Annotated in this window: 12 protein-coding genes and 1 pseudogene; 12 read left to right on the top strand and 1 reads right to left on the bottom strand. The window is 59.9% G+C overall.

Going from position 1 to position 14661, the window contains the following annotated elements; genetic code table 11:
- Positions 1-83 precede the first annotated feature (83 nt).
- The 12 genes and pseudogenes from NKI52_RS29895 (at position 84) to NKI52_RS29840 (ending at position 12987) form a co-directional block, all read left to right on the top strand.
- Positions 84-935 (top strand): electron transfer flavoprotein subunit beta/FixA family protein, encoded by an 852-nt coding sequence (locus tag NKI52_RS29895; protein ID WP_352472415.1) that lies wholly within the window; start codon positions 84-86, stop codon positions 933-935.
- 18 nt (positions 936-953) lie between these two features.
- Positions 954-2063, top strand: a complete 1110-nt coding sequence (locus tag NKI52_RS29890) for an electron transfer flavoprotein subunit alpha/FixB family protein (protein ID WP_352700538.1) — start codon at positions 954-956, stop codon at positions 2061-2063.
- Positions 2064-2072: 9 nt separating this feature from the next.
- Entirely contained in the window at positions 2073-3380 is a 1308-nt protein-coding gene (locus NKI52_RS29885; protein ID WP_352700549.1) for an FAD-binding protein, read from the top strand.
- 11 nt (positions 3381-3391) lie between these two features.
- Positions 3392-3691, top strand: a complete 300-nt coding sequence (locus NKI52_RS29880) for a ferredoxin family protein (protein ID WP_023678245.1) — start codon at positions 3392-3394, stop codon at positions 3689-3691.
- Between the two features lie 181 nt (positions 3692-3872).
- Entirely contained in the window at positions 3873-5636 is a 1764-nt protein-coding gene (gene nifA, locus NKI52_RS29875; protein ID WP_352700537.1) for a nif-specific transcriptional activator NifA, read from the top strand.
- A gap of 238 nt (positions 5637-5874) precedes the next feature.
- Entirely contained in the window at positions 5875-7353 is a 1479-nt protein-coding gene (gene nifB, locus NKI52_RS29870) for a nitrogenase cofactor biosynthesis protein NifB (RefSeq protein ID WP_352700536.1), read from the top strand.
- A gap of 32 nt (positions 7354-7385) precedes the next feature.
- A complete protein-coding gene (locus NKI52_RS32815; RefSeq protein ID WP_023678248.1) occupies positions 7386-7580 on the top strand; it encodes a 4Fe-4S dicluster domain-containing protein in 195 nt (64 codons plus the stop codon).
- 99 nt (positions 7581-7679) lie between these two features.
- The gene (locus NKI52_RS29860) at positions 7680-8000 is read left to right on the top strand and encodes a nitrogen fixation protein NifZ (protein WP_352700535.1); all 321 of its coding nucleotides are present in this window, start codon (positions 7680-7682) and stop codon (positions 7998-8000) included.
- On the top strand, positions 7997-8209 hold the full coding sequence (nifT, locus tag NKI52_RS29855; RefSeq protein ID WP_023678250.1) for a putative nitrogen fixation protein NifT: 213 nt from the start codon (positions 7997-7999) through the stop codon (positions 8207-8209). Before NKI52_RS29860 ends, nifT begins: the two co-directional genes overlap by 4 nt.
- 38 nt (positions 8210-8247) lie before the next feature.
- On the top strand, positions 8248-9153 hold the full coding sequence (locus NKI52_RS29850) for an SIR2 family NAD-dependent protein deacylase (RefSeq protein WP_352700534.1): 906 nt from the start codon (positions 8248-8250) through the stop codon (positions 9151-9153).
- A 73-nt stretch (positions 9154-9226) separates the two neighbouring features.
- Entirely contained in the window at positions 9227-11095 is a 1869-nt protein-coding gene (locus tag NKI52_RS29845) for an ABC transporter ATP-binding protein (RefSeq protein ID WP_352700533.1), read from the top strand.
- Positions 11095-12987: pseudogene (locus NKI52_RS29840) on the top strand (ABC transporter ATP-binding protein). Before NKI52_RS29845 ends, NKI52_RS29840 begins: the two are co-directional and overlap by 1 nt.
- A 603-nt stretch (positions 12988-13590) precedes the next feature.
- On the opposite strand, the gene NKI52_RS29835 reads toward NKI52_RS29840, so the two are convergent.
- Positions 13591-14631: an LLM class flavin-dependent oxidoreductase gene (locus NKI52_RS29835; RefSeq protein ID WP_352700532.1), complete on the bottom strand. Its 1041-nt coding sequence runs from the start codon at positions 14629-14631 to the stop codon at positions 13591-13593.
- Positions 14632-14661 lie beyond the last annotated feature (30 nt).

Genomic DNA, 14661 nt, shown 5'->3' with positions numbered 1-14661 from the left:
TAGGGGGCAGCGCAAAACAGTTGGCACGAATGATGCGCACCAAAGAGATAACCGCCAAGCCCGCATCCGGACAGGAGCCCCCAATGCACATCGTAATCTGCATCAAGCAGGTGCCGGACTCGGCACAGATAAGGGTCCATCCGGTGACGAACACGATCATGCGCCAGGGTGTTCCGACCATCATCAACCCTTACGACCTGTTCGCCCTCGAAGAAGCCCTCAGACTGCGCGACGCCTATGGTGGCGAAGTCACCGTGCTCACTATGGGTCCGCCCATGGCAGAGGACGCGCTGCGCAAGGCGCTCGGTTACGGCGCCGACCGAGCGGTGCTCTTGACCGACCGCTATTTTGCCGGCTCCGACACGCTGGCGACCTCGTTCGCCCTTTCCCAGGCAATCGCGAAGGTTGGCGAGACGTTCGGCACGCCAGACCTCGTCTTCACCGGCAAGCAGACGATCGATGGCGACACCGCCCAGGTCGGGCCCGGCATCGCCAAGCGCCTCGGACTCCTGCAACTGACCTATGTCGCGAAGATCGCCTCTATTGACCTTGCTGCACGCGAGATCAGGGTCGAGCGCCGCTCCGAAGGCGGCACACAGATGCTGAAGAGCAGGCTCCCTTGCCTCATCACCATGCTGGAAGGCACAAACGAGATCCGCCGGGGCTCGATCCAGGACGCCCTGTGCGCCGCGCGCAGCCAGGTTTTGAAATGGAGTGCGGCCGACGCCGGCATTGAGGATCTCACCAAATGCGGCCTGCGCGGTTCACCGACGGTCGTCAAGCGTGTTTTCGCGCCTCCTGCGCGGGCGGAAAAGGCGGCAAAAATCGACACCGCCGAGATGGCCTTGCGCGATGTCGCTGACGAACTCATCACGGCAATCTTCACCCGCCAGCCGGCATTGGAACATGAGCTCGCCTTCAACGGCGGCGCGTGAGAAGGCAAGGATCAGACGATGTCGAACGCGAACCGAGAAACCCCTCGCCCTGGCGCCGGCCGTGCCGGCATAAAGAAGGAGCTGCCCGCGCATTTCAAGGACTACCGGCACGTTTGGGTTTTCATCGAGCTCGAACGCGGCCAGGTCCATCCCGTATCATTCGAACTGCTCGGCGAAGGCCGCAAGTTAGCACACAAGCTTCAGGTCCAGCTTGCGGGCGTTGTGCTTGGACCGCCGGGAGAGGCCATCGGGAACGCCGTCGCTGAAGCGTTCGCTTATGGCGCCGACCTTGTCTATATCGTCGAGGCGCCGCTGCTCGCCGACTATCGGAACGAGCCATTCACCAAGGCGATGACGGATCTGGTCGATACCCACAAACCCGAGATCCTTCTTCTAGGTGCCACCACACTCGGCAGGGATCTTGCCGGCTCCGTGGCGACGACCTTGCAGACAGGGCTCACGGCCGACTGCACCGAACTCGATGTGGATACCGACGGTTCGCTCGCCGCCACCCGTCCGACTTTCGGCGGTTCCTTGTTGTGCACGATCTATACGCTCAATTTCCGCCCCCAGATGGCGACAGTGCGACCGAGGGTCATGCCCATGCCGCAGCGGGCGGACAAACCGGTCGGGCGTGTCATCCGGCACAAGCTCTCGGTAGCCGAGGACGAGATCGTTACCAAAATCCTCGGCTTCCTGCCGGATAGTCAGTCGGCAAAGGCAAATCTTGCCTATGCCGACGTCGTGGTTGCGGGAGGCCTCGGTCTAGGCGCGGCGGAGAACCTGCAGCTTGTGAAGAATCTCGCGCGAGCAATCGGCGCCGAGCACGGCTGTTCGCGCCCGTTGGTCCAGAAGAGCTGGATGCCAGCTGATCGGCAGATCGGCCAAACTGGCAAGACCATCCGGCCGAAGCTTTACATAGCGGCCGGGATTTCCGGCGCCGTCCAGCATCGGGTTGGCGTGGAGGGGGCGGATCTCATCGTGGCCATCAACACCGACCCGAACGCGCCGATTTTCGATTTCGCTCACCTCGGGATCGTCACCGACGCGATCCGCTTCCTGCCCGCACTGACGGAAGCCTTCACCCGGCGGCTGTCGCCCCACAGTCGCGACAAGCTTGCGAGCTAAGGGATGGACATGATTGAGGAACAATTCGACGCCATTGTTATTGGGGCCGGCATGTCCGGAAACGCAGCTGCTTACACCATGGCCAGCCACGGCCTGAAGGTGCTGCAGTTGGAGCGGGGTGAATATCCGGGCTCCAAGAATGTCCAGGGTGCCATCATGTACGCGAACATGCTGGAGAAGATCATCCCGGATTTCCGGGACGATGCGCCTCTCGAGCGGCATTTGGTTGAACAGCGGCTTTGGGTGATGGACGACACATCCCATACCGGGATTCACTATCGGTCGGACGACTTCAATGAGGCGAAGCCCAACCGCTACACGATCATCCGTGCCCAGTTCGATAAATGGTTTTCGCGTAAGGTGCGCGAGGCCGGCGCGACGGTTCTATGCGAGACGACCGTGACGGAACTCATCCGTGACGCCAAGGACAGGGTGATCGGCGTCCGCACAGACCGGGCCGGCGGAGCCATCTACGCGGACGTGGTCGTCCTCGCAGAAGGTGTATGCGGACTGCTTGGCACGCGGGCCGGCCTGCGCGAGATGCCGAAGCCGCAAACCGTGGCGCTCGCCGTCAAGGAAATGCATTTCCTGCCCGAAGAGGTCATTGAGCAGCGGTTCGCGCTCAAAGGCGATGAAGGCTGCGTGATCGAGGCGGTGGGCACGACCTCCCGCAGCATGGCCGGGCTCGGCTTCCTCTACACCAACAAGGAGTCGATCTCACTGGGCATTGGCTGCCTCGTCTCCGATTTCGCCGCGATGGTCGAGAGCCCTTACGTCCTCCTCGACGCCTTAAAAACCCATCCTTCGATCCGTCCGCTGATCGCCGGCTCGGAAGTGAAAGAATATTCCGCGCATCTCATTCCCGAAGGCGGCTACAAGGCTATTCCGCAGCTCTTTGGCGACGGTTGGGTCGTGGTCGGCGATGCCGCGCAACTGAACAACGCCATTCACCGCGAGGGTTCGAACCTCGCCATGACCTCCGGCCGCATCGCGGCTGAGGCAATCATCGAGGTCAAGAGCCGCAACGGTCCTATGACCAAACGGAATCTCGCCCTTTACAAAGCCATGCTGGACAAGTCCTTCGTGGTCAAGGACCTAAGGAAATACAAAGACATGCCGGCCTTGCTCCACACCAATTCCTGCAATTACTTCACGGCTTATCCGCGGTTGATGTCGCAAGCCGCGCAGAACTTCATGCGTGTCGACGGCACGCCGAAGATCGAGAAGGAAAAGGCGACCACGGCGGCCTTCATCAAGGCGCGCTCGCGCTGGGGGCTGGTCAGCGACGCGGTCCGCCTTGCATTGGCGTGGCGCTGAGGGGAGACGAAATGACGATCGCAGTGACGAAGTCACGTGTCGAGGACAAGCTTTACCAGAACCGCTACTTGGTGGATTCCGGCCGTCCGCATATCAAAGTGCGACCGCACGAGAGGCCAAGCGCGAACTTGCTCGCGCTGACCCACGTCTGCCCGGCGAAATGTTATGAGTTGAACGACAAAGGTCAAGTGGAGATCACTGCCGACGGCTGCATGGAGTGCGGCACCTGCCGGATTTTGTGCGAGACCAGTGGCGAGATCGAGTGGAACTATCCACGCGGCGGCTTCGGAGTCCTCTTCAAATTCGGATGAGGACGCACGCACCGTATCAACAGGGTCAATCTTGGTACACCTGAGGTCGCGACCAACGCCAAGTCTATCTTTGCTTGAATTGCCGCGCCACGAAGAGAAGCTCGTGAATACTGTGCTTTCAGAATTCAGACTCAGACACAAAAGGAGGAGCACTCTGGACGACAACCGCTGAGGTGTTTCCATGGCTCACGTACCGCAAGATCGGGTCGACGAGGTAGCACCTCGGGATACCCGCCCTGAACCGCCCATCAAAAGCATGCCCCAAGCAGATATCGCGCTCAGGGGACTCTACGAGATATCGAAGGTGCTGACCGCCCCCAGCGAGCTGGAGATTACGCTCGCCAATGTCGTGAACATCCTGCCTTCGTATCTGCAGATGCGTCACGGAGCAATCGTCGTCCTGGACGCTGAAGGAGAGCCGGAGATTGCCGCAACTGCCGGCAATACCGACGCACCTCAATCAGGCACTCGCCGCGTCATACCACAGGCCATAACAGATCAAATCGTCGCTACGGGGACGCCGCTCTTCATACCGGACGTCCGCAAGTCCCAACTATTTCAGGCTGACCTTCAAACATCTTCGAGCAGCGGCACCATCCCAATTGCCTTTATCGGTATCCCGCTAGAGGCTGATCATAAAATCCTTGGGACATTGTCGATCGACCGCGCCGGAGACGGCGCCACCGACTTTCGCGACGACGAGGACACATACTTCCTGACGATGGTCGCCAACCTTGTCGGCCGGACGATCCGTCTCCATCGCATCCTGAGTACAGATCGTCAGCGGTCTGTCCATGAGCAATGGAGACCGGAGAAATCGCCCAACGAGGGGAGGACCTACGACCCTGCCCGGCATGCGGAGGTCAAAATCGACGGGATCATCGGGGAAAGCCCCGCACTCAAGCAGGTGCTCGAAACCGTCTCGGTCGTAGCAGGGACCAATTCCACCGTGCTACTGCGGGGTGAAAGCGGCACCGGCAAGGAATTCTTTGCGCAAGCCATCCATAAGCTCTCACGTCGGAGGAAGAAGTCTTTCGTCAAATTGAACTGCGCCGCACTGTCTGAAAGCGTTCTGGAGTCAGAACTGTTTGGGCATGAAAAGGGCGCTTTCACGGGTGCTATCTCCCAGCGCGCCGGTCGTTTTGAATTGGCAAATGAGGGAACGCTGCTACTTGATGAAATCGGCGAGATTTCGCCGGCCTTTCAAGCCAAACTGTTGCGTGTCTTGCAGGAAGGCGAGTTGGAGCGAGTCGGCGGCACCAAAACGCTACAGGTCGACGTGCGCCTCATATGCGCCACCAACAAGGACCTCGAGACGGCCGTCATAAAAGGGGAGTTCCGGGCCGACCTTTATTACCGCATCAATGTGGTGCCAATTATCCTGCCTCCGCTCAGAGAGCGACCCGGCGATATTCCACGCCTTGCGAACGCCTTCCTCAACCGATTCAACAAGGAGAACGATCGCGCACTCGCCTTCGCGCCGTCGGCGCTTGACCTGATCTCGCAATGCTACTTCCCTGGTAACGTCCGCGAGCTGGAGAACTGCGTCCAAAGGACGGCCACACTTGCGCGTTCAAGGACGATCACGCCATCCGATTTCGCCTGTAAGAAGAGCCAGTGCCTTTCCTGGCTCCTCTGGAAGCGAGCCGACCGCTCGAATGGCGGCAATACCATCGACGATCTCGCACGGGTCAACGCAGTGCCGGTCGGATTGCGGCTGCCGGCCAGTCGCATCGGTGCCTCCGCAGGCAACGTATCTCCCCTTGCGGCCGGCGATCCAAACGATCCCGCTTGTCCCCCGCGTCTGACGGAACGCGACCGGCTGATCGACGCGATGGACAAGGCCGGTTGGGTTCAGGCCAGGGCGGCTCGTATCCTCGGCCTCACGCCGCGGCAAATCGGCTACGCGCTGCGCCGATATGGCATCGAGGTGAAGAAATTCTAGACGTCGTGATGACGTCAAACGTAAGTCCGGAGTAGTCTCCCTCACACCCTTCGCGCCCAAGGCTGGTAGCCTTCGCGACCCGATTTGCTTGTCCACTGTCGGAAGCCCGACAAAGATGTGTCGGAGCAATCCGACGGAATCCGACACGAAAGCCAATTCGTGAACCAAAACCGCTCTTTGAGCTGGCATAGCTCTTGCGGTTTGAACTGCGACATTCACCCAGCAACGGAGCCGTTCGATGTCCGCACCGGCAATTTCGCTTGAGAGCCTCAGCACGACATTCGGTGACCAGTTGCTTGCCACCGTGAAAGCCGGTGGCTGCGCGTCTTCGTCCTGCGGCTCGTCGATAAAGCCGGACGACACGGATCCGGCTATCTGGGAGAAGATCAAGGATCACCCCTGCTTTTCAGAAGAGGCGCATCACTATTTCGCGCGCATGCACGTCGCGGTCGCGCCCGGCTGCAATATCCAGTGCAACTACTGCAATCGCAAATATGACTGCGCCAACGAAAGCCGGCCTGGGGTGGTCTCCGAAAAGCTGACACCCGACCAGGCGCTACGCAAGGTGGTCGCGGTCGCCAACGAGGTGCCGCAACTCTCCGTGCTCGGCATCGCCGGACCGGGCGATGCCTGTTACGACTGGAAGAAGACGAAGGCAACGTTCGAACGAGTTGCCAGGGAAATCCCAGACATCAAGTTTTGCATCTCCACGAATGGGCTCGCGCTGCCGGACCATGTCGATGAGCTTGCCGACATGAATGTCGATCACGTGACGATCACCATCAACATGGTCGACCCTGAGGTCGGTGCAAAGATCTATCCTTGGATCTTTTACGACCATCGCCGCTACGTCGGCATCGAAGCCGCCCGGATCCTGCACGAGCGGCAGATGTTGGGTCTGGAGATGCTGACCGCGCGCGGCATCCTCACCAAAATCAATTCAGTGATGATCCCCGGCGTGAACGATGAGCATCTGATCAAGGTGAATAGATGGGTCAAGGAGCGAGGCGCGTTCCTGCACAACCTCATGCCGCTGATTTCGGACCCGGCGCACGGCACGCACTACGGACTGAGCGGGCAACGCGGCCCAAACGCAATGGAGCTGAAGGCTCTTCAGGATCGTGTCGAAGGCGGCGCCCAGTTGATGCGCCACTGCCGGCAGTGCCGGGCAGATGCCGTCGGCCTGCTCGGAGAGGATCGTGGCCAGGAATTCACAGTCGACCGGATTCCCGGCGAGGTCACCTACGATGCCAGCAATCGCAAGGCCTATCGGGAGCTGGTCGCGGAGGAGCGCCGTGATCACGTGGCGGCTAGGAGAGAAGCGATCGGATTGGTCAAGGCAGCGAGCCCCGGCAAGTCCCTTCTCTTCGCGGTGGCGACCAAGGGCGGCGGCCGCGTCAATGAACATTTCGGCCATGCGAAGGAATTCCAGGTTTATCAAGCCTCGCCGAGAGGGATCAGTTTTGTCGGGCATCGGAAGGTGGAGCAGTATTGCCTCGGCGGCTGGGGCGGAGAAGCCGCCCTCGATGGCGTCATCGCAGCGCTTGAAGGCATAGATATCGTGCTGTGCGCCAAGATCGGAAACTGCCCGCAGGATCAGCTCGCCGACGCTGGAATCCAAGCCACCGACGCATATGCCCACGACTATATCGAGACCGCAATCAGCGCGATTTACGCGGCCGCGTCTGGGACCCCCGCACTCGCGGCGACGGCCTGAGCGCGTCTCATCCATTCGGACCAGGAGTTAAAATGGCTTTCAAGATCATCGCATCCCAATGCACCCAATGCGGCGCCTGCGAATTCGAGTGTCCCTCCGGCGCGATCAAGTTCAAAGGCGAGAGCTATGTGATCGAGCCGCAAAAGTGCACCGAATGCGAGGGCGTCTTCGATGCGCAGCAATGTGCCTCGGTATGCCCGGTGCCGAAGACCTGCGTTCCTGCGTGACGGACATTCGGCCGCCGACATGGTCGGGGATGCCTTCGCAGGACGCCTGGAACGCCTTTGTTCACAATCTGCAGCCTCAAGGGAAATCAGGGAACGGACATGTCGCTCGGACGCGAAGAGGAGGTCGAAATCCGCAGGCCTCCACGATTCATGCCGGGAGAGCGGGTACGTGCCACTCGCCACATAAAGAATGACGGCACCTATCCTGGCAGGGAGATCGGCGAAAATCTCGTGCGGAAGGGCGACGAGGGATATGTGCGCGACATTGGCACCTTTCTCCAGCAGTTCTTCATCTATGCGGTCGAATGGATCGACGGTGGCACAGTCGTCGGCATGCGAGCGCGTGAACTGATGAGCCTCGACAAAGCCGAGGTGCCCTGCAGTGCTGATAGCAATACCAATGAAGGGACGGCCAGATGAAAGTCATGATCCGCAGGACCGATGCTGGCTTGTCGGCGTATGTCCCGAAGAAGGACCTCGAAGAGCCGATCATCAAGCTCGAGAAGGAAGAGTTGTGGGGCGGAACTGTGACGCTCAGGAACGGGTGGCGGCTCCTCCTACCCGATCTCCCACGGGATACGCGTCTGCCGATCACCGTCGAGGCAAGGAAGGTTTCCGAAGAGGACTGATGCTGCCCGTTCATAAGGTGCGTCGCGAGGAAACGAGCATGAACACAATCCTGACATCGGGCCACCTGGTCATCGTGCGGGACAGTTTTGCCGAAAAGCTGCTTGACCTTGCGAAGGAAGCGCTCGCCTCCGATGAGGTGATCCCCTATCTCGGTCCGGGTCTTCTTGGGTTCAACTGTGCGGAACCGCCTGTGCCGCATACGCCCGAGGTCGTTGCCGCGGCACTCAATGCACGGGCGCCAGCCCCTTCCAGGATCCGCACCAATATGTGGTCGGTTGCGCAGTTCATCGAACAGCGCCGGCATCGCCGAACGCTTCAAGCTTGGATGACCGACATATTCGCAGCGCCGGTGGCGCCGACCCTCCTCCACGCCTGGCTCGCAAGGCTGCCGCTCTCCCTCATCGTCGACAGCTGGTACGACGGCGCGATGCGCACGGCTCTCGTAGAGACCGGCCGAACGGACGTCGTTGAGATACAAGGCGTCACGCGGGCGAACGAAATCGGTAAAATTTGGACGAAAACCTACGATTTGTCCGGGAGGGAACTCGACCCCCGATCGGGGGCAAAGACGGTTCTCTATACACCTCACGGGAGTATTAGGCCGGCGCAAAACTTTCTCGTCGCAGATTCCGACTATGTCGAAGTCCTGACCGAAATCGATATCCAGACACCGATCCCAGACGTGGTGAAGGAACGGCGCATCACCCGCGGATTTTTCTTCGTTGGCTGCCGCTTCAACGATCAGATGCTGCGCACCTACGCCAGGCAGATCATGAAGCGCTCCCGAGGTCCACATTGCGCGGTAATGGACGCGGAAACGCTGACCAGAAACGAAGCGCGTTTCCTTGCGGCAAGCGGAATCACGGTGATCGACATGCCAGTAAGTGAAGCCGCGGCTCGGCTTATAGGAACGGGCACTGCTGCAGGTGGTGGACAGGATTAACAATGGCGGGCCCCTTTGATGATTGGTCCTTCGGCTTGCCTCGAAGGCGCAAAATGCAGTCGGGAATACACCCGTGAGCAGTGATGCTATCGGCAGCGCAACGAACGCTCTGAATTCGTTGACCCATGTGGAAGCGGCGCGCTGGGGCCGGGATTTGAGTACGCTGTTGCGCATCACGCGTATGAATTTGCGGCATCCCTGGCAGGTCGCCTTCGCTATGGGCTCGACGGTCCTGGCGGCAATCCTCCAGTTGCTCATTCCCCAGCTTCTCGGCCGGGCCGTCGACCTGACCCAGACAGCCATCGGGGGCGGTGTCGCGGGGACCGCGGCAGGACAAGCGCTCTGGATCCCGGCTCTCCTGCTGCTCGCCGTCAGCGCGCTACGCGGCCTTTTCACGATGGCGCAGAACTATTTTGCCGAAGCCGTCGGGCATCATGTCGCGTACGAACTGCGGCTCGCCTACTACGACAAGATCCAGCGTCTCAGCTTTTCCTTTCACGACCGGGTCCATTCAGGCGATCTGATCACCATCGGAATGCTCGATCTCCAAGGCGTGCGGATGTATTTTTCCACCGCGCTCGTTCGCGTGCTCCTGCTCAGCATGCTGATCGGGATCGGCGCCTACATGATGATCTCGACCGATCCCATGCTCGGCCTGATCGCGCTGAGCTTCGTGCCTTTTGTCGCCTGGCGCTCATCGGCCACACAGCTTAGGCTGCGCGCCACCTGGCTCGACCTGCATGAGCGGCTTTCGGTACTAAGCCGCGTGATGGAGGAAAATCTCGCAGGCATCCGCGTGGTCCGCGCTTTTGCGGCTCAAGCCTATGAGATGCTAAAGTTCGACGGCGCTTCCAAGAACGCGCTCGACCTCGCCCACGACCGAGTTGACATCTACGTGCCCAGCACGTCGGCGATGACCTTGTCCTTCTTTTTCGCAATGGGATTGGTGCTCTGGATCGGTGGCAGCAGGCTCGTCGCTGGCGAGATCAGCGTCGGAACGGTGGCGACCTTCCTGACCTTCATGACAATCCTGCAAATGCCAGTCCGCCAGATCGGCCTCATGGTCAATGCCTTTGCCCGCGCTTCTAGCTGCGGTTCGCGGCTTTTCGGTCTCCTCGACCAGGAGATCACAATCAGGGATGCTCTCGAGGCCAGACCGCTCGAGATAAGCGACGGCACTCTGCGCTTCCACAATGTCTCGTTTGCGTACCCCAGCGCCGAAAACCGCGCCATTCTGAAGAACCTCAGCTTTGAGGCCCGTAGAGGCCAGACGATCGCGATCGTCGGTCCGCCGGGTTCGGGCAAATCGACGATGGCTCATCTGGTCCCCCGCTTTTACGACGTGACCGGTGGCGCCATCACGCTGGACGGCCAGGACATACGTAATGTCACCCTCGCGACGCTTCGCAAGGCGGTCGCCGTCGTACAGCAGGATGCATTCCTATTCACCACCACGATCGAGAACAACATCGCTTATGGCGATCCCTGGGCGAAGAGACAGCGAATAGAACGCGCTGGCGAATTCGCCCAGCTCCACAACTACATCCTCGGGCTCCCAGCAGGCTACGAGACGGTCGTGGGCGAACGCGGCGTCTCTCTCTCTGGCGGCCAGCGCCAGCGTCTCACGATTGCTCGCACCATGATGCTGCGCCCCTCCGTCGTCGTTTTCGACGACTCAACGGCGGCGATCGATGCCGGCACCGAGCAGCGCATCCGCGCGGCGATGCGGCGCTTCGCCAAGGATCGGGTGACGATCATCATCGCGCACCGGCTGAGTGCGCTTATGCACGCCGATCAGATCCTTTTTGTCGATAACGGCGAAATCGTAGAACGCGGCACGCATCAAGAGCTTTTGGCGAAGCGGGGACGCTACAGGGCCCTTTACGATCTCCAGACGCGCCCGGGTGATGACATCATGACCCAGTATGGGGGCGCCCGCTGATGGCGCAGGGCCGCGCCGGCGAACTCGAAGCCGAACGTGACGACGGCAGACGCCCTCCGCGCGCCGTTGTCGGCTCGCACCGCATCGAGGAGGAGATGTTCGGCCGGCTTTCGACAAGAGCATCCTCCGGCGCATCTGGACCTTCGTCCGTCCCTATCGGGCCAGGGTAGTCATCACGATTGCAGCAATGCTGATCTTCACCGGGACGCAGCTTCTCATCCCGTTGATCATCCGCTACGCGATCGACCAGGGCATGAACCCGGCAAGGACCGATCGCTCAGCCCAGCTTGCGGCCGTCGGCGCGTTCGTTTTGGCGATTTTGGTCAATTTCGCTGCCGGCTACATGCAGGAAACCGTGGTTGGGAAAGTGGCCGAAACTGTCCTGTTCGACATCCGCCGCGCCATGTTTGGCCATCTGCAGAAGGTGTCGCTCTCCTTCATGGACAAGACCGAGGTCGGACGCCTCATGTCGCGCCTGCAAGGCGACGTCAACTCCATACAGGAATTCCTCGAAACCTCGGTATATTCCGTAGGCGATGTTGCGCTTCTCTTCGGCATCGTTTTCGTAATGCTGTGGCTCGACTTCCGCCTCGGCCTCCTGACGCTCTCGGTTCTGCCGGTCCTGGTGATCGTCCGCATTGTCTGGCTGCCGCGTGCCCGCGCCGCCTTCATGGCTGCACACGAGACTAATTCCGTCGTCAACGGCGCGCTGGCCGAAGCCATTCACGGCGTGCGCACCGTCCAGTCCATGGACCGCCAGCAGGTGAATTTCATCCTTTTTGACGACAAGGCCCATGCCAACCTCAGCACCCACCTGATCGCTGCCAAATATGCACTGGTCATGGTGCCTATCGTCGATGGCCTCACCGGCCTCGCCATGGCCGCCGTTATTGTGGTCGGCGGCTCGATGGTCATGAATGGCCGCATAGATGTGGGCGTATTGGTTGCCTACCTATTTTACATCCAGCGCTTCTTTGACCCGATCCGCTCACTCACCCTGCAATATTCGGTCATGCAGCGCGCCATGGCCTCAGGCAAGCGCCTGACCGATGTGCTCGACGTCAAGATCGATGTTCAGGACAAACCCAATGCCGAGGTGCTTTCGCCCGAAATGGACGGCTCGGTCGAGTTCAGGGACGTCACCTTCGGCTACAATCCGAACCGTTCGGTGCTGAAAAATGTTTCCTTCCGGGTCAATCCCGGCGAGACGGTCGCACTGGTCGGGCCGAGCGGTTCTGGCAAATCGAGTGCGATGGCCCTGGTCCACCGCTTCTATGATGTTCAGCAGGGCCAAGTGCTGGTCGGCGGATATGATGTGCGCGATCTCACCCAGGAATCGCTCGGCCGCCAGGTCGCCATGGTGCTGCAGGAGCCATTCCTGTTCACCGGGACGGTCTTCGAGAACATTCGATACCACAAGACAGAGGCCACGCGAGACAAGGTGATGGAGGCGGCCAAGGCGGTCGGCGCCCACGACTTCATCATGAGCCTCGCCGATGGGTATGAGACCCAACTTGGCGAACGCGGCGATAACTTATCTCTCGGCCAGCGCCAGCTCATCAGTTTCGCTCGCGCCCTCGTCGCCGACGCCAAGATCCTCGTGCTCGACGAAGCTACCGCCAACGTCGACAGCTACACGGAAATGCAGATTCAGAAGGCTCTGATAAAGCTGCTTGAAGGCCGTACTGGCCTCGTGATCGCCCACCGTCTTGCCACGATCCGGGGTGCCGACCGCATCATCGTGCTTCAGAATGGCCAAGTTATTGCGACTGGCAACCACGATCAGCTAATAGCCACAGGGGGCCTATTCCAAACTCTACAATCTGAACTACGCCTCCTTCGACGATATTCCCGAACACGATACGACCGTACAAGCCGGCTCCCAGACCTGACGTCTTGTCGGCCTTGTGGTACTGGCATTGACTTCGGGCGTGCCGGCGGACACTCAGGCCGCCGCAGACGAGGAAGCAGGCAGCATTCATGCAAAGTACTCGCGCAGATCGTGAAGACCGGCTGCTCCAGCATCGTTATCGGACCGCGGTGCACCCCGCGACATCGGGCGAACTCGCTCCAGGTGGTGTCGCTCGGCGTAGCAAAGCCGCTCGCGAGCGCGCCCTCAACAGCGCCGTAGCGAGTGACGGCTTTGCTATCGCCGAGCCGCTGATGAAGCTGGATCTGGGCGCCGCACCGGCGCCGCCCCGGGCGAGAAGAACCTCTGCGGCGGGCTATGGGCAACGAGTAGCGCGAGCGCGACGAGCAGACGCGTGCCGGTATCGTGACGCGCTCGGCCATCATCTCCTTAGGATCGCACAGGTTCACACGATGGCCCAGACGCCAGCCAACGCACAAACCTGGTAATCTGTGCCGCCGGCTCGTCGTCAGTTTGGCCTCACGCCCGATTGCCCGCCCCCATCACGTGCACGCTCGAGCACGTGGATGTGAGCGAGCGCTGTTACTACGAGTTTAACCTTCAGATCTGACCGCGAATTTCATGGTCAGACAAATCGAGCCATGATTTCGGATTGAATGGTCGTCGCGGTGTACAGGGAAGCATCTAGCGGCAGATTTCCAAATGCCAGTTGACAAAGCAGGTAGTTGGCACCTGCCTCTTCCAACTGATCTAACAGAGCTTTTCGCACAGATTCTGCTGATCCTACCACGCACAATTCACGCTCTACTGCCTCATCGAAGGTCAGCGGCAGGTTTGGTGGAGTCGGGATGGCATTAAGGTCGTAAAGGAATTGGAAGCTCTTGAGCCATCGTTCGTAAGCAGGTGCCGCGATCGAATACGCGTCTGTTTCAGAACGCCCAATCACCACCATTCGGAGCAATCCAATAAATAGCGCTCGATCGCCGGTGTCAGTGTTGTCCTCTCGATAGGCGCGGAAGGCATCTGTAGTTTTGCGAACAGAAGAGGAAGGCCCTACACACGCGATGTTTGCTCCATTCGCAGCCGCCCAGGCTGCCGACTCGGGTCGATTGGCGGCGACCCATGTCGGCGGATGTGGACGCTGATGAGGTCTTAGCGTCAAAGGAACGTCATTGAGCTCAAAATGGCGGCCTTGATAGCACAGCGTGCCAACCTTCATGGCATTAACAAGTATTTCAACAAGAATTTCGCTGGCTTCCGCATAGCGGCCCGGCACCGCGTCCGCACCAATCCCGAAGTAACCCAATTCGATCGGGAGAGCACCGCGCCCTATGCCCAGTTCGAGCCTGCCACCGCTCAACTGGTCCAGCATACAGATCTCTTCGAACGCACGCAGCGGATGATAAAGCGCAAGCAGCATCACCAAAGGTCCGAGACGCAGGCGCCGGGTGCGCTGGGCGACGCTCGATAAGAACAGATTCGGCGATGGACCTCTCCCATGGGGGGTACAGTGGTGCTCTGCGAGATGATAGGCATAGAACCCTAGCTGATCGCACGCCTCTGCTAATATCAGGCGATCTTCATACTGCCGGCCGATATCGCGGCCGTCCTCGTCCAGATGATCGAAGATGCCGAAGGCTAGGTTTGAAGGAAAGACGTTTGTCACTCGATATTATCCCCGATTTTAAACAAAAAT

The sequence above is a fragment of the Mesorhizobium sp. M0590 genome (assembly GCF_040320905.1).
Lineage (GTDB): Bacteria > Pseudomonadota > Alphaproteobacteria > Rhizobiales > Rhizobiaceae > Mesorhizobium.
The sequence above is the reverse complement of the archived record's forward strand: the minus strand, read 5'-3'. Positions and strand labels throughout refer to the sequence as shown.